We start from the raw sequence: 16,956 nt of genomic DNA, 5'->3' as shown, positions 1-16,956 counted from the left end.
ATCTGCTGGAGAACAACTGGGACATCGCTGCCCGTTGCGAAGAGGCTTTCGCGAAATGGGGTATTGCAGGTATTACTTTAGATCAACCCTTACGGCAGTTAAGCGGAGGCATGAAGACCCGGCTTTTTCTTTCGGGGATAGGCATTTTTAATCCGGCGGTGGTGCTGCTGGACGAGCCCACTAACCACCTCGACCGCAAAGCCCGCACGCAACTGTACGACTGGATGGAACATACGAAATGTACGTTGCTGCTTACCAGCCACGACCGGCAATTGTTACGTGTATGCGAACCAATCTGGGAGTTACAGCCAGATGGGATCAAAGTGTGTGGCGGCAATTACGATTTGTACGAAACACAGAAACAATCGGAAGCATTGGCCGCAGAACACCAGTTATCGCATCATGAAAAAGCCCTTAAAGAGGCCAGGCAAAAACAGCAGCAGGCGATGGAACGAAAGCAGCGGGCCGACTCGCAGGCGAAGAAGAGCGCTGCAAAAAGCGGTGGTCCTAAGATACTGCTGAATTCGCGGAAGAACGCAGCAGAGGTAAGTACATCGAAACTGAAAGAGGTGCATAAAGCCAAAGTGAGCGAACTGCGGGCCAACCTGCAGGAAGCAGCAGCTATGGCGCAGGTGCAGCGTATCATGAAAGGTTACTTTGGTCAATCGCCTATGCCACAGGGCAAGGTACTGGTGCAGGCTACGGAGATTAATTTTAGTTACCAGCCCGGTCATGTGTTATGGTCTGAGCCCTTAACGCTCACCATTCGCAGCGGCGACCGCCTGTACGTATCAGGCGGCAATGGCAGCGGGAAAACAACGTTGTTTAACCTGCTGCAGGGCAATATCGTCCCCACACAAGGCAGCATTCAACTGGCACCCTGTAATACGTTGCTGCTCGACCAGGACTATAGCCTCGTAGACAGAAACAAGACTGTGCTGGAACAGGCTGTAGCGTTTAATGACGCCAAACTGGAAATGCCGATGGTACACACATTGCTGGCTAACTTCCTGTTTTTACCCGGCAGCTGGGATAAACCTTGCGCCGTATTAAGCGGAGGTGAAACCTTAAGGCTGGCCCTGTGTTGTATGGTGCTTCAGGACCGCACGCCCGATATCATCTTTCTGGATGAACCGGTAAACAATCTCGATTTAACGAACATTCAAATGCTGGCGAAGATATTTGCCGGGTATAAAGGAACGTTGATAGTTATTTCGCATGATACAGGGTTTTTACAGGAAGCGGGGGTAACAGAAGAAGTACAATTAGCGGAATAGTAAAAAGGCAGTTCCCCGCGAACTGCCTTTTTTATGTAAGCACTTATTCCGCTTTTAAACTCTTAACAGGATTTGCTATTGCCGCTTTTATCGTTTGTACGCTGATGGTGGCCACAGTCAGTATCACCATCAATCCACCCGCTATTAAAAATACATCGGGGCCAAGGCTGATATGATAGGCGAAAGTGCCCAGCCAGCTGCTCATGAGCCAGCATGATAAAGGAATAGCGAGTACAATGGCGATGGCGATATGTTTCATTAAATCCATGCCCATCATTATTACCACGTTGTTTACCGTAGCGCCCATTACCTTCCGGATGCCAATTTCCTTACGCCGGCGTTCTGCCGTGAAAGCGGCGAGTCCGAACAGGCCAAGGCAGGAAATGATAACAGCGAGTACGGCGAACCAGGCCGACAGGGACGCTGTTCTTTTTTCCGCCGTATACTGTGCCTGGTAAGTTTCATCAAGGAATTTAGATTCGAATGCAAAGCCAGGATTGTATTGCTTGTAAAAAGCAGCTATCGCAGCCACCGTTTGCTTCTCCTGCCCCTCTTTTAGTCTGACCATGATGGTGCCCGTTTGCGAGTCTAAACGGAAGAACAGCGGCTTCACCGCTTCGTGCAGCGACTGGAAATGGAAGTTCTTTGTGATGCCAATGATTTCCCTTTGTGTGCCGTTGAACGTGATGACTTTTCCTACCGGGTTTTGTATGCCCATGGCCTCTATGGCCGCCTCATTAAATATCAGCTTGTCGGCATCGGTAGTAAAGTCTTTGGAGAAAGGGCGGCCGGCAGTCATCTCAATGCCCAGCGTTTCTATCAGGCCTTCCTGCGCCAGCAGCGGGCGCGCTATTATCTCACCCTCTTTGCCGTCGATGCTGTATTGCCGGGGAGCAGTAGGTGCGCCCTGTAGGTTGCCTACCATAGCCGAAGCGTTTGCCACGCCGGGCAATCGTTTCAGCGCAGCTAAAAAAGAAGGCATATTAGCAGATACGCGGCCTTCGGAGGTGAAATAGATCACGTTGTCCTTATCGTACCCTGTGTTGCGCGATTGTATATATCCCACCTGTTTATACACCACCAGTGTGGCAATGATGAACGATACAGACATACAGAACTGGAATACGACCAGCCCTTTTCGCGTCCATAGTTCGCCTGTATTACCATGTAAACGGCCTTTAAGTACCGCTACCGGGTTAAAACCCGACAGGTAGAAGGCAGGATAGCTGCCCGCCAGCAGACCGGTAAATAAAGTGATCCCGATCACCGAAAAGATAAGCACCGGGCTAAATTGAATGGATAACGATTTGCCTGTAATCGCGTTGAATTGTGGAAGCAGCAGTGCTACTAATACCGAGGCTACCACAAGCGACAATATGGTAATCAGCATGGCCTCGCCCAGGTATTGTAATATAAGTGTACCACGACTGGCGCCAATAGCTTTACGGATACCCATCTCCTTCATTCGTAAAGCGGCCCTGGCGGTATACATGTTCATGAAGTTGATGCAGGCCATCAGTATAATAAAAATGGCAATCAGGCTAAAGAGTTGTACATACCAGATGCGGCCTCCGGATTGTTTCCCCTGTTCGTACTGGCCATAGAGGTAGTTGTCGGCATAAGGCTTAAGGAAGATGGTACGTTCGGCCTGGCTTTTCTCCGTCATAAAGCTGCTGAGCTGCCTGTTGAATTTATCTTCCACAATACCCGGCTGCAATACCAGGTAAGTATAGAACGGTCCATCGGGGCCGAAATCGCGAAGGTTCATGATCTCCCTGAAGATATCGAAATGCAGTACGAAATCGAATTGTACCGAAGAGTGGGAGAGCGGGGCGAATACGCCCGTTACCACTGCCTGTTTGGATAGCTGATCGAACTTCCATTCCACCGTACGACCTATGGCGTTATCGGCATTTTTGAACAGTGTCCGGGCTAATTGTTCGGAGATCACCACACTGTTTTTATCGGCCAGTACCCGGGCGGCATTGCCTTTTAACAGGGGATAGGAGAATACAGAGAAGTAGTTACTGCCCGCAAACAGGCCTGCGCTTTTAATATGATCATTGCCGGTAGTTAAGGTCATTTCCGTAAACCAGTCAGGTGGCGTAATGGTTACCGCCCGGACTACGCCGGGGAAGTTGGCCTCCAGCTGTTCGTCTAGCACGGCAGGCATGGAAGATGACGTTTGGATACCCTTTTCATGTTTACGGTGCTCCATTACCTGGTACAGATGCGGTTGATGGAAACGGTCGGTAGTCACTTCGTCGTTTACCCATAACACGATGAGCAGGGCGCAACTAAGGCCTGCGGAGAGGCCGAGGAGGTTTAGCAGGGTAAAACGCCGGTCTTTCCAGAGCCCGCGGAAGGCTATTTTGAGGTAGTTTTTTAGCATAGACGTGGTGTTGGATGGTAAGATGCGATGAAAGTCAATTTCCATAAAAAGTTTTAAATTAGGGAGAGTAGATGTTGCTCCTTCGGCGCTGGCAATTACCGGGTTTGTCTTTCTGATTTGGGTCGCAAAAAAAATAAGCGCATTTTTAGAAAGAATGAGAAGTAATTAATTCTCTAACTTGAAAAAATTTCACCATGAACCTGACCGAAACGATTAATACCGCCTGTGCCTATACTGCGAATGATTATCAGCCAGCCGCCTGGCTCCACTTCATCGACACCCTCGTCACCGAAAACCAACTTGAATACTCCTCCAACGACGAAGGCGATGCCTGGATCAATGTAATGAACAGCGATGGCAACCAGGTATTCTTTTGCGGGCGTAACTTTCCTCTGATTTTTATAGGCGATGAATATACACCCGGTGGATTGGATCAATATGAAAAAAAGGAAGTTGTTCTTGTGAAGGACTGGTGGAGTGCGGAATATGCTATTGAATTAAAAGAATTAAAAGGATGTGTAAACTGGCACGCCACGGAGATAGATCCTGCTGAACTGTTTTCTTTGTTAGACCTGGTATACGCTACCCACTAAATAAGGATGGCAGGCTCCTCAACGAGGTCCGCCATCTGTTGAAGGAGGCTGCAAAGGCAGGCAGCGTATGGGATTTGTATGATGTTATTTAACAAATGTATATTTTTGAACTGTTAAATAATATTCGGGATGAAAGAACAAGTAACAGCATTGATCGGACAATTAAAAGACAAGTCACTTACATTTAAAGAAGTGATTGAATTTATAGAAAGCAGGTATGAGCATACACCCACTGCTTTCAGGAATGGTGAGGCGTACAACGAGGCTACTCAGAACCAGGGCAGCGCGAAGGTGTTTACGTTTGCGCGGTTAAATAATTTGAGCCAGGAAGATACCCTGTTCCTGTTTGCGGAGCATTACCAGGCGGTACTGAGTACGCCCGACGCGGCGGACCACCAGAACATCAGGCAGTTTATAGCTAATGGCTGGCAGGGTATAGCGTTTGAAGGAGAGGCGCTGAAGGCGAAGTAAATTTTTCCAAGAGCGATAAAAGGAAGGGGCTACATGAGTAGCCTCTTTTTTTTTGTTTTAGTGACAGGGACTTTTATACAGCATTCTCATCATCCGCGAGAGAGTTTAAATTCGTTAACCGGTATAATTCCCGTTAAAGGCGGATAAAATAGTATTCACACTCCCCATCCTTCATGGCCTATCTTGCTTCTGCAAATGTGCGTTGGCCCTGTGTTCCCAAAAGTTGATCCTCGCTCCATGCCGGAGAAAGCCCATATATTTCACTAACACGTTAAAACAAATCGGAATTATGAAAAAAATGATCATCGCATCTTTAGTAGTGCTTTTCTGCAGCGTAAGCATGTCGCTTAAAGCAGCTACCATCACCTTAATGATTGGCGAAGCTCCCGGCTATAGTACCGCTTCTATAGACGCCAGTAACAATATTACATTAACCAGTAGCAGCGGCTACATTACCCAAATCATTTACTTTTCGAACGTACCTTATCCCCGCTACTGGTATGAATCTGTACCCAATCTTGGTTGGTATACTTTCCCATCGCAAAGTGCTTATACTATAGTTGTACAATGGTGGAACTATGAAACCAGCCAGGTAATGGGCACTACTTATAATATCACTTACTAGACACAAAAGAGGATAGGTTACCAGCGGCTTTCTCCGGTTTTATATTAACCCGGATGCAGATGGGGTAATAATTATGTCTTTAGTAGGTTCTTTGGATTTGCAGGATTACCTTTAGCCTACACCCCCAAATCCTTTGTTTATGAAATGGTTGTTACTTGCCACCGTTCTTCTTTTTACGAGTAATTGTTTTAGCCAGGCGCTTCCCAACAGCGAAAAAGATGGCGTTTATTATACGGTAAACGGGGCCAAATTATGGACGGTAAGTTTTGGTGCCGGTGAACCACTGTTTTTAATAGCTGGTGGTCCGGGCGGGGCGCATGTAGGTATGCGGGCCTTCGACTCACTATACAAAAATTGCCGCCTCGTATACTTCGATAGTTTTGGCAGGGGTAAATCAGACACCGCACTGAACGTAAAAGAATATACCCTGGCCCGTGATATCGACGATGTGGAGGAACTGAGGAAGGCGATGAAGCTGGACAAAATAAACGTGCTGGGGCATTCGTACGGCTCAGTGGTGGCACAGGGGTACGCTATTAAATATCCGCAGCATGTTAGCCGGCTAATTCTTTCCAGTCCGTTTCACAGCAACGTGATGTGGCAGGAGAACTGTGACAATTGCAACAGGCAAATCCGTATCAGCTATCCCGAAGTGTGGGACAGCCTGTTATTGGTGAGAAAGCAGGGCTTCCGTTCCATTGACTCCATCCACCGCGCCGTTTATAGCCGGGTACCTTCGTGGTTTTTATACGGTTACAATCCCGAAACGCTGATTAACTATCCCCGTGTTCCTTATCCCAATAAAAGAAATATGGCTTTGTACTACCAGATGGTAGGCAAAGACGGAGATTTTAAAGTGACCGGCGATTTAGGCGCATTTGACTACCGCAGGCAGCTGAAAGACCTGAAGATGCCCATACTCATTATCGCCGGCCGTTACGACCGCGTAGCCGTGCCCTGGATGACGGTCCAATACAGGAAATATTGTCCGCAGGCGCGGTTTGAGTTGTTTGAGAAAAGTGGGCATGTGTCGATTATCGAGGAGCCGGTGAAGACGGTGGCGTTGATTAGGGAGTTGTTGGACAGGTAGGCGACTTCTATTACAGATTTATTTTTGAATTCTGAAAGGGAATAAATCAATCCCATTACAAGGTAAGCATAGCCTGTTCTCATTTCCATTCAGACATTTCACGGTAGAGTAGGGGCGTTATGACAGTCGTGGCTGCAAAAACAGTTTCAACTATCGTAAATCTTAAGTATCTTTGCATTTACACCGGGGCTGACCGGTTTTGACAGCATAGGTCTTTGAAAGTGTAAGCATGTCGTGCGTTGGATAATTAGCACGTAAATCTGAATACCCAAACTTCAAATGGCGAATCTAACTACGCCATGGCTGCCTAATTAAATTAGCGCACCCATTATAGCCGCCGGAGATGCTGCCCACTACGCCTCCAGCCGCCGAATCAAACCATAGAGGGATAGGTACACATGGTTTCTGTGAGTGTGTAATGAAAAACTAAACGGATACGGACTGGGTTGGTTTGTTTTGCCCCTGCTTAGTCCCGACAAAGCAATGCAGAAATAAACATGTAGAAAGCTTTTGGAGGATGTGTTTGGACGCGGGTTCGACTCCCGCCAGCTCCACCGAGAAATATTATTAATTTAAAATATCTATCTATTAACTAGATAGATATTTTTTTTGCCCTTACGTCAAGGAAATTACCAGGCAATTCATTGATTAACATATATTCGTGCTGTTACACTTCTTTTAAGGCAAATGATCACAACCGGATTTTACAAATTCAAAATTATTATATATGGGCGGTCGGCCGGTATAGACGAGGGGGCGATCGAACACCTTAAACATACTGGATTCGAACACCTTACAAAATGAATAATTTTGTCTCGAGCCCTCTATCATGATCCAAAATTCGAGATGCGTAATTGAAAAAACTATGGAACATTTTCTAAAGACAATGTTAATTCGGCGAGACGGGAAAAGAACTTAGCGATCTCTCTTGCTTGCTTCACCGTTATCCGTCTATCCGCATCGATAATTTCCCTTATTAGCTCACGTAGAATGGTGTTGTTTTTAGAGTCTCCGCCAAACAAATTGTCATAGTTTTCGGCTTCTTGTTCGTTACTATCTTTAAACGGGGGTGTATACTCTTCAAAAATTATCCTTAAGCACTCTGTTATATTATTGAGGGTGAAGCAACTTGCGCTATAAATTATACCAAAAGGAAAAAAATATGAAACCAACTCTCTTTTTTGTCGAGGTCCCCAAGTAGAATAGAGTTTCCCAAGCTGTGTAATGCCAGATAAACGATGTTTACGAAGCAGCGTCACTTCCTCCAGATTTGCCTGAGCCAGTTTCGCTGCATCCTGAAGTATTTCGATCTGCGCGCTACAGTCATATCTAAGCTCCTTATAATGCACAGGCTCAATGGCCCCATCTAATAAAAGCCGATTCAGCCTGGATAACCTTTGTTTAAAAACTTCGACTTTTCTGAGTGCATTAGCATGAGCATGAAGCCGTTGTTCTGCGAAGTGGTCGAGCCACTTCTGTTCAACCTGTAAGTAATACTGTTCAAAATAGATGTTTGGATATAAACGCTGCAAAAAGAGCTCAAATTGCTCATGCACGTCCTGCACTCTAAATCTGACATGGCAGCGCGACCGGCAATGATAATAATGGTAAACTGTCTTCCGTTTACCGGTTGAGCCACTACCTGTCATCACCCGCTGGCATACTGGGCAAAGCAGCAACCCTCTTAATGGCATCATATCATCATTTCGGATATTTCGTGCAGCTACTTTTTTACGTCCAAGTATTCCCTGCACTTTTAAAAACAATGTTTCGGGTATAATTGCCTGGTGCTGTCCCTGTACTACGCTCACTTTGCCCTCCCGGCGTACAGGTATTTTACCACAATAAACCGGATTCCTTATTGCATTCCAGAAACAATTTATGCTTTTATCAAAGCCATATTCGACCACCATTATAAAAACATCTTTAACTGTACGAAGCCCTCCTGATAACTCCTGAAATGCCAATCGCATGATTCGCGCCTGCATTTCGATTGGCTCTATAGACTTCACTCCGTTTATATCCATTTTATTTTCATATCCATAAGGCGCAAGGCCCATCCATTTCCCCTCAGTAATGCCACGGTTTCGTCCCTTTTGAATTTCCAGCGATCTGCGTGCGTTCTCCACCTCCGGAACTGCCAGAAAGAAAGCCAACATCATTTTATTTTCAGGAATGGACATATCAACGGGCTGTTCTATTGCACGCACTTCTACGCCAAACTTGGTAAGCTTACGCAACATCTCGTAGGCGTCTGTAGTGTTGCGGCTAAATCTATCCCATTTCGTAACTAACAGTAATCGCGGTATGTCCCACTTGTGATCACGATAGGCGGCGAAAAGCTCCCGCCAGGCGGGGCGGTTAAATGATTTTGCAGAATAATCTTCGAGGACGATGTGTTCTATGCTAATGGAGTGTATGGAGCAATAAACTTTTAGAATTTCCTCCTGGTAACGTTGAGAGAAACCAGTCATTTTTTGTTCTTCCGTGCTGACACGGATGTACAAATCTGCTACGGCTTTCATGCGAAGACTAATTTGCAACATAAAGTTACGAAATCGCATAATAATACATGACAATAACGAAAAGATACTCTGATCCGCCCGCATCTGTGGCGGGATTAACATGACTGCTCAACCGATTAGATATTGTTTCCTATTGCCTTTTCACCGAAGTCAAGGCATTGGCCTTTCAAGTCATTAAAATGTGTAAATTGCTGAATGCATCAGATAGGAATAATCAATCCCAAGACTGCTGCTTCCCTGGCGGAAAAATTGCAGTGCGGCGACACCAAAATTACCCATGTGGATGGCGAAGATATGATGATGTCATTTGCAGAGACTGTACTGGAAGGATTTGAATTGCCTCCGGGCTTTCCAGACTGTTGCAATTTTCATACGGGATTAGTGACCGGGATGGAGGAATTTTGGAAACGCTTCCCCAACTGCTGCGAAAATCATATCCGACTATCTGAGATGGCGGGATTTTCAAAAGACCAATACGCCGGGATTGTCCAAAAGACAATAACCACATACATGCAGACGGAATACCTAGTGCTGAAAAAAATCAACTCGAAGGAATGGTTTGAGGACATTTCCGACTTTATCGAGTATGCTGATTTCAGCTTTGGCCACATGCCCAGACGGGTTGGTGGTCCGCTAGCTGTTGGTACTTATCATCAACAACTAACAGGTCTATTTAATCATCACAGCGAAATACCAGATAAAAAAAGGACAAAGCTACTGTCCATAATTGAACCTTTGGCGAACGATAAGAAAAAGAAGCCCCCCCCTGACCCATTAAGGCTGATCGCAACATACGAGAAATGGCTGGGGATTTTTCCTTTCTCAATGTCTTATTTTTCGCACCTTCAACCGTACTTTGCCAATCGGCTACCAATTCTCGAAAAGGAGATTACGGTAAATCGATATTCTGGCATGGCCAGGGGCAAAATTATATCCACCAAAAAATTAATCGAATACCTCTTAGATACCACCAATATGCTGTTGGTTGAAATCAACGCAGCAGTCTTTCAAAAAAAAGGACTGCTTACCGACCCTGAGGAAAAAAGGATGGAAGTTATTATTCATGACCGAGAAAGAGAGTTAAAACAACTGAGGCGGGATTTTACTGATGAACGAGCCGGGTACGACCGAATGCTAAAGACTTGGTTTGAGGGGGAACGCCATTTCCTTGAATTGCTTATAGCCGCCCTGCAGCAGGCTCCTGTTACGCAGGTAAAGGAAGTTCCAGCGCCCAAACCATTTGAGGTAAACGTCTTTTGCGAAAAAATGCCCATTGATAATGCTACCAAGCATTTCAAGCTCTTAACGGAACGGAAAAGCAGTAATGGGAAACCGTTTTTGACATCCGATCAGCTGGATGTTTTCATTGCCCGTGCTTTCGGTGGACAAAAGGGGCTGCCGGTGCAGTCCATAAATTTCAGGAGAGGAGAAACGCAGTTAATCATTTATCTATTTTACCAGTTCTATGAAAGCAGCGTGCGACAGTGGGAATCAAATGGGCAGTGTAGGCATAAATACATTGCGCTGCTCACCGATCACTTTGAGAACTGGGGGGAAAGGCAAGTCCGGACAAACTTCAATAAACGACCAACTACGCCACTGTAAATACTAAAGTAATACTACGGCTACTACTTGTTCCATCGAGGCAAATCACTAGCTAAGTTTGCATTATAAACATTGTAACACATGAATAAGCAAACTAAAAAATTGAAAATCAATATATTGTTCTTTCGGTTTGAATCAGAAGGTCTATCCGGCCCAGAAAACCGACAAATGTTCTTGACGGCGGCTCTAATCCTTGCCCTAGTCCTGCTGCTCCTTGCCATGATCAAACAGCCCCTGCGGGTCGGGATTAGCTCTAGCTTGCCGCTGGACGCTGAAAACATAAAAATGGCCACATGGGAGGGCTCCCTATCGTCATCTGGCATACTCAGCGCGCCCAATATCCGGTCGAATTGATCATGTAATTTAATGACAGACCAAGTGACACTTTAATGCATCGTTCCTATCAACGATTCCAACCATTCCAAGGTCGACATTTTTGAATTTGCCAACACCATAAGTTCCTTTTTTGATATCGGGACTAAAAGCAGACCGTCTGCATTCGCCAATTTAATCTCCGTTTTAACCGGCGAAGTGAATCCGCTGAGGGAAATAAAGAATCCTAGCGTTCCAAACTTCTTATGACTTCTCAGTTTCCCGATAAAATCTCTTATTTCTTTTGCGCCTGCTTTCCCTATCCAATTTTTACACTCTACAAAAAAAATGGGCTACCTAATGATGTCCAAAATGGTCTATTAACGTTGTTTTTGATCAAAATATCAATCTCCTGGTTACCGGTATTGATGTTCTTTTTTTGAATTGTTAATCCATCTGCTGAGTCAAATATGGCAGCAATGAGCATTTCCAAAGCTCTTCCTTTTTCCTGCGTCTTGACTATCCCTTCAACCCTCTGAAGCTCAGACAGAAGTTCCTTTTTAAAATAAGTTTCTTTTACGAGGTTAGACTTATTTATTACAGATTGAAAAAAAGCATTATAAAGCTCTATTTTATCAACTATAGCCTTTGCCGACTCAATATGAAATTCTTCAATGTCGGAAGTATCTTCGATAATATCTTCTAGATCAAGTACCACAGAATCTTCTGGATGGCTGGCTTCGAGCAAAAGTTTGATCTGCAACATGGAAATAATTTCTGAATAGTCTTCCCTGTAATCATAATCAAATAAGTTCGCTATCATAACCACCCATGGAGGGAACTTAAGACGTCGGCTATACAAAAAATCCCAAGGGTCGTATAGGAATGTTGAGGAAGTGTAACTGACATTGCTTTTTTCAACACTATATGTTTTTCCGTCAATTGATTTAACGAGGGCGTCTTCCTCGCCCTGGGAGGCCCACAGTAGGGGGAAGATAAATTGAACAAAGTCTTTTAATTCCTCCTCTCTTGAAAGTTGCCCGTAGCCGGTTAAATAATTAGCAAAGAGTTCATCAATATTTATACTTGAAGGATCAGCTCCATCCTCGATAAGATCCTCGCCTATATATTCTAAAAGTGATAACTTTAGATCTTCATAAAAATGACAGTATGTTCTTGTCATCAAATTCCAGTCAAATCCCAACTCATTTAATTTTTCTAATGCATCCTTGACCGTTGTTTTAAATCCAATACCATCGGACTGATCCATCTCATCATCTTCTGATTCCTCACTTGGAATTGTGAAATATAAATTTCCTTGATCGAATAGAAATGCTAAATAATTAGGGATTTTATACTTCCAATGCAGAGATGCAGTTCCGATGTTCAGGGTAGAATAATGTCCCATAGACTTGTTTTACAGTAGATTTGCCCGTACCTTTAGTGAGCATGTACGCTGAATGTACATACTTTCAGTTTTTTACTCCTGAATTGCAATATGGATGTGTGAGTTGCGCATTTGCAAGATTACCTTTTCCTCCGTCTTCCTTTCTAATTTTATGATCAATTGAAATCGAATTTGCATGAATTCTAGCACCACATATTTTGCATCTTAAAGCATTATCTAGGGCTTCAATTATAAAAGCGGAAGACTTAGTTTCATCCGAAAACCTGGAGGCCGTGACATTTTCATCTTCCTCATTAAGTTTTAAAAATTTGAAGTTATCAACGGCCATGACTGCTTTTATTGCGGCAACTTTATCTTTGCTATTTGTGCTCAACTGCTTCATTAAATTTTCATAAAAAGATTTGATGTGGTGCATTGCGGGGCTTGCACCTCTATATTGTCGTACTATTTGCTGAATCAGAAAATCGTACTCGATTAGCATATCCTCGAACGCATCCCGGATTTTTGTAAATTTTGTTAAAGCCTTTTTATTGTCTAACTCAATCAAAAAGTCTGTTACTGCGAAAAAAGACGCTGTTTTGTGTTTCCCTGTCTTTGAGTAAAAATATACTGCAGGATGCAGTCCTAGTGATGAAATATGGTTAGCATTAATTAAGCGCACGATCTTTCTACAACACTTAAGGTACTCTACCGTCAACGCCCCATCATAGTCTTCAGGGACTGCTTTTGTTCCTACCTTGTTAACCAAGTTTACGAATTCAAATATGAGTAGCGCGCTTTGGTTTGAATATCCTTTTCCTCCTATAGGTAAATCAAGAGTTTTAATGGGAGTAGTCATCTTGGGTAAGAAAAGAAGTTCGTTTACTTCTTTTGATAAAGAAACAATCTCCATGATGTTTTCATCCGTAAATTTGTTCCAATATTGATGGCCTTTACCTGCTTTAATTATCGCTCTCGAAGCAATTCCGCCAGCAAGTTTCCTTGACTGAATTAACTTTAATTCCGTAGGATCAATTTTCGACGCATGTTGGTTAATTTTAAAAAAGGAAGCCTCTGCACTCGCCGCATCACCCTCAACCCACTGCAACTGTACGGCAATCGAACCTAATCGTCGTGCCTTCTGAGCGATCTCAGGACGTACTTTCTCAGGATGCTTAAGTCCTAAAGCGTAGTCTGCATAAGCTCCAATTTCCTTTTCGATCAGTTTTCTTGTCTTTTTTGCAAGTTCGATTTGTTCATCTGGTATAAGCCCATCAAATGCCATTTTAGTAATTTGCCCATCGCCATAATCGTCGTTAATCCAGGCTATTAATGAGCTTACACGGTGGGACCCATCTATAACAAAAATATTTCCTCCTTTACTTTGCCAGAGAATAACAGCGGGAATCAACTCTTCATTCAAGAAGCTTTTAACCAACTCACAAATTTTATCGCTTCCCCATTCGTTTGTTTCTCTTTGAAAGTCTGGCTTCCTTAGCGTAGAATAGAAAAAGTCACTTTCCCTAAGATCGGAAATTGAAAACGATTCCTTTTTTTTTGAACCATTCAAATTTTCGTTAAAATCAAAGTCTTCCCTGGGAAGTAAGGCATCGAGATAAATTTTTGCCATATGCAATTAAAATAGTATAACACCAAATTATGCTAAAATTCGTACCTGGCAAAAACATGTTAATGAACACAAAGTGGGTAGCCGAACCGATTATTGGGATGCTTGCTAACAAGTTAGACAGCCGTTCGCAAAGAGTTAAACGAGGGAACATATCACTATTGTAAGTAATTGAATCATAATGTACGAAGGCTTCAGTGCAAATATAATTAATGCAACTTAGACTGATAATAGCTTAACAGGGTGATGCAATAGAAGTATTACGTCATTACTATCGTTTAAAATTCAGTCCTGTATGGCGATAAGTACTTCTCCTTGTCCGCGGGAAAAGGAATTGACGGTGACGGCAACTTAAGCACGCCATATACAGTTTAATTAGGAACGTGTCTAACAAAGTAGAATAAAGGTGATTTCACAGAGCTTTAAATATCTGCTGGCGAATTATTTTTATTCAGCTTTGTATAGAAGTAGGTTTTTTCATAAGCTGGTCTGTCAACGTTGTAAGTTGCGACTAGACTTTCAAAGTTTCGAAATAAATCGTCACCGTGAACGTCACTTGCTAAATTCACTAACTCTTCATCATGTAATAGTTCCAAGAGTTCGCTGTGGGAATGCTGAGCCAAATTGTATGCAAATGTTAAAAATTCACTGCCAGAATCAGTTGTCTTTAGGACTAGAACTAGCTGTTTCTTGTAATTTTTAAACCCTGTGTTTGTAAAATAAAGAAATGCCATTTGTTTTATTGCGGGGTCTTTCAGCAAAATCTCCCCTGAAAATAGATCGTCCGCGTATTCACTTTTCTTAGTGGAAAGAATGTAAGCAATTTGCGACTTTATATTAGGTTGGTTGTGCTGTTTCTTCAAAAGTGAATATAATCTAAACAGTTGTTGATCAGAATAGCCACCGTATTGTGTTAAGCTTAAATATGATATTGCTCGATTTCGGAGTTCGGTATTTCCTAGCTCAAGATTCTCGATGGCCGCATCAATTTCCCGTTGACGGACGTCACTTAACGACATCGCTAATCTCCTATCAATATTGTCTTCCAACTCCTGTAGGGCAAGCCTGGAAGGCTTTATGCCAAACTGGTACATTACTATCGGTAGAGCTAGAGAAACTATACCAATAAATATTCCTAAAACTGTAAAAATCTGACCAAATGAATTAACGACAGAATTAAGGTATTCCATTGTTTGTGAGGCGTCTTCAATTTTCTTAGCTAAACGTTTTTCGTTTTCAGCCAATTTACGTGTTAGGCTATCGACGTCACGAGACAAACGTTGATTAGCTATTTGGAGTTGTCCGCTACTAATGCGAAGCTTTTCAGTTTGCTGGCCGAATAAGCTCATGAAAGAAAGCGAAAAAATTAGAATAAGGCCAAATTCCCTCATATACTAAGTTTAGAATCCAGAACGCTCAAGAAGTTGCAATAGACTAGTTAACCTATTTGCTTGCAAATATTCCAGTAAAGCGCGTCTTGGTGGTTGATTACTGCTGTAGGGCTTGTCGGTAGGCCCCGAGTATCGACCGCCACCGGGGCCAGTGTACAATCCTCCTCCAGGGCCAGTATACAGTCCTCCTCCAGGCCCAGTGTACAGTCCTCCTCCCGGGCCGGTATAAAGTCCCCCGCCAGGGCCCGTATATAATCCACCGCCCGGGCCAGTATACATACCTCCGCCGGGGCCGGTATACATCCCCCCACCAGGCCCCGTATACGCACCTCCACCTGGACCCGTGTAAAGCCCCCCGCCAGGACCTGTGTAAAGTCCGCCTCCGGGGCCGGAATATCTATCTCTTGGCCACATATTTTATTATTTTTTGCTAATATAAGGATATAGCAGATAGTATAAGTTCACCGACAAAAAAAATCGACATCTGACTCCAAATACCCTTGTTGGTCACAGGATGATACTGCCAGCACAAAGTGAACTCCATTGAATAAAGAATAGGACCAACGGGGTTTGCAGCGGGCACCGAACGTTATTTGCAGATTGTTTATACTGGCCTTGATCTCCATCTTAGGCTCGGTGTAATACTAGCAGATTTATTGTCGTTTATTTTCATAAGCAGTTGTAATATAGGAACTAAGGTTTCGACATTAACCCCGCCGACTCCACCCGAGGGGAAATCTTAACGGATTTCCCCTTTTTTATTGATAAAAAGCAAGTCTAACTTAATGTTTGATAAGTAATTATAAGACAAGGCAGGATGCAAATTTGAAAATTCATAGTGAAGTTTTAAAACCCTCTACGCAGCATGTCTGCATATTCATTAGGCAATGGACTTTCCTCAACCGCCTTTGCAGCTTTTTCGATATCATAATCAAAACGGACGAACTCAACCTGGATACTATCCTTATTAGTGATGCCACTATTGTCATTAATGCTGAGCATTACGTAACCGCCTTTTGGGTTGCCGTCTTTAGGTTTCCCAACAGAGCCGATATTGATCGCATGGCGGAAATGATCGTTACCATCTACACCAGCGTTTAGTATGCGGTGGTAGGGCTTATGGGTATGACCAAAGCACATGATGTCGGCATCAGCCTGTTCCATAATGCGGACCATACTTTTTTCCTCCCGGTCTTCAAACAGGTATTCATTAATTTTACGGGGGCTGCCGTGTACCAGCAGCAGGTTCAGCTTATCTTCATTCAGCTGGAACTCTACCCTGATGTGAGCAGGGAGCGTGCGCAGGTAAGCCCTTTGTTCCTGCTTTACAAGACTGTTGGTATAGGAAATTGATATTTTTCCCATATCCTTCTCTGTATCGGTCTTATAAGCGCAGCCGCATTCATCACTCATCCGGCCTATACCAAAATCATAGTTCCCGGCAATGGTCGGAATGTTGCGTTTACGGACTTCATCAATTACTTCATTGGGCCAGATGTTGTAACCCACAAGATCGCCGAGGCAATAGATCATGTCCGGCTTCCGGCTGTCTACATCGTTAAAGAATGCTTCCAGTGCCGGAAGGTTGGCATGGATGTCGGAGAATAATGCGATTTTCATTTTATATTTTAGTTAGTGATGAAGGATAATATTTGTTACGC

The 16,956-nt window shown here is 43.7% G+C and carries 14 protein-coding genes and 1 other RNA gene; 8 read left to right on the top strand and 7 right to left on the bottom strand.

What is annotated here, in order from left to right; all coding sequences use genetic code 11:
• Positions 1–1,277 (top strand): ATP-binding cassette domain-containing protein (locus QZT80_RS13630; protein ID WP_295122663.1); only part of this gene is annotated, 1,277 nt, incomplete at its 5' end.
• 43 nt (positions 1,278–1,320) lie between these two features.
• Here QZT80_RS13630 and QZT80_RS13625 read toward each other — a convergent pair.
• Positions 1,321–3,714 (bottom strand): ABC transporter permease, encoded by a 2,394-nt coding sequence (locus tag QZT80_RS13625; RefSeq protein WP_295122660.1) that lies wholly within the window; start codon positions 3,712–3,714, stop codon positions 1,321–1,323.
• Positions 3,715–3,863: 149 nt separating this feature from the next.
• Between QZT80_RS13625 and QZT80_RS13620 the strand changes: the two genes are divergently transcribed.
• The 5 genes from QZT80_RS13620 to ssrA all read left to right on the top strand — a co-directional run bounded on the left by QZT80_RS13620 (position 3,864) and on the right by ssrA (position 7,005).
• Complete coding sequence (locus QZT80_RS13620) at positions 3,864–4,262, top strand: hypothetical protein (protein WP_295122657.1); 399 nt, start codon at positions 3,864–3,866, stop codon at positions 4,260–4,262.
• A 129-nt stretch (positions 4,263–4,391) separates the two neighbouring features.
• Entirely contained in the window at positions 4,392–4,733 is a 342-nt protein-coding gene (locus tag QZT80_RS13615) for a HopJ type III effector protein (RefSeq protein WP_295122654.1), read from the top strand.
• 289 nt (positions 4,734–5,022) lie between these two features.
• Positions 5,023–5,358, top strand: coding sequence for a hypothetical protein (locus tag QZT80_RS13610; protein WP_295122650.1), 336 nt, complete (start codon positions 5,023–5,025; stop codon positions 5,356–5,358).
• A 139-nt stretch (positions 5,359–5,497) separates the two neighbouring features.
• Complete coding sequence (locus tag QZT80_RS13605) at positions 5,498–6,448, top strand: alpha/beta fold hydrolase (RefSeq protein ID WP_295122648.1); 951 nt, start codon at positions 5,498–5,500, stop codon at positions 6,446–6,448.
• 185 nt (positions 6,449–6,633) lie between these two features.
• Positions 6,634–7,005, top strand: a transfer-messenger RNA (tmRNA) gene (gene ssrA / locus QZT80_RS13600).
• 306 nt (positions 7,006–7,311) lie between these two features.
• Here the strand turns inward: ssrA and QZT80_RS13595 are convergent.
• Complete coding sequence (locus QZT80_RS13595) at positions 7,312–8,973, bottom strand: recombinase family protein (RefSeq protein WP_295122645.1); 1,662 nt, start codon at positions 8,971–8,973, stop codon at positions 7,312–7,314.
• A 195-nt stretch (positions 8,974–9,168) separates the two neighbouring features.
• On the opposite strand from QZT80_RS13595, the gene QZT80_RS13590 reads away from it, so the two are divergent.
• Both QZT80_RS13590 and QZT80_RS13585 read left to right on the top strand, forming a co-directional pair.
• Positions 9,169–10,578 (top strand): hypothetical protein, encoded by a 1,410-nt coding sequence (locus tag QZT80_RS13590; RefSeq protein ID WP_295122642.1) that lies wholly within the window; start codon positions 9,169–9,171, stop codon positions 10,576–10,578.
• Positions 10,579–10,659: 81 nt separating this feature from the next.
• Positions 10,660–10,932, top strand: coding sequence for a hypothetical protein (locus tag QZT80_RS13585; protein WP_295122639.1), 273 nt, complete (start codon positions 10,660–10,662; stop codon positions 10,930–10,932).
• A gap of 32 nt (positions 10,933–10,964) precedes the next feature.
• On the opposite strand, the gene QZT80_RS26730 is transcribed toward QZT80_RS13585, so the two are convergent.
• From QZT80_RS26730 to QZT80_RS13565, 5 genes are all read right to left on the bottom strand, one after another.
• Positions 10,965–11,177 carry a hypothetical protein gene (locus QZT80_RS26730; RefSeq protein ID WP_367112869.1) on the bottom strand — a complete coding sequence of 71 codons (213 nt, stop codon included), beginning with the start codon at positions 11,175–11,177 and terminating at the stop codon, positions 10,965–10,967.
• Between the two features lie 50 nt (positions 11,178–11,227).
• Positions 11,228–12,298, bottom strand: a complete 1,071-nt coding sequence (locus tag QZT80_RS13580; RefSeq protein WP_295122636.1) for a HEPN/Toprim-associated domain-containing protein — start codon at positions 12,296–12,298, stop codon at positions 11,228–11,230.
• Between the two features lie 64 nt (positions 12,299–12,362).
• Positions 12,363–13,907 carry an HNH endonuclease signature motif containing protein gene (locus QZT80_RS13575; protein WP_295122633.1) on the bottom strand — a complete coding sequence of 515 codons (1,545 nt, stop codon included), beginning with the start codon at positions 13,905–13,907 and terminating at the stop codon, positions 12,363–12,365.
• Between the two features lie 419 nt (positions 13,908–14,326).
• Positions 14,327–15,295: a hypothetical protein gene (locus QZT80_RS13570; protein WP_295122630.1), complete on the bottom strand. Its 969-nt coding sequence runs from the start codon at positions 15,293–15,295 to the stop codon at positions 14,327–14,329.
• An 846-nt stretch (positions 15,296–16,141) separates the two neighbouring features.
• Positions 16,142–16,915 carry a metallophosphoesterase family protein gene (locus QZT80_RS13565; RefSeq protein ID WP_295122627.1) on the bottom strand — a complete coding sequence of 258 codons (774 nt, stop codon included), beginning with the start codon at positions 16,913–16,915 and terminating at the stop codon, positions 16,142–16,144.
• Between the last annotated feature and the right edge of the window lie 41 nt (positions 16,916–16,956).

Source organism: uncultured Chitinophaga sp., assembly GCF_902168175.1.
Lineage (GTDB): Bacteria > Bacteroidota > Bacteroidia > Chitinophagales > Chitinophagaceae > Chitinophaga.
This window is presented reverse-complemented; position numbering and strand designations above follow the sequence as displayed.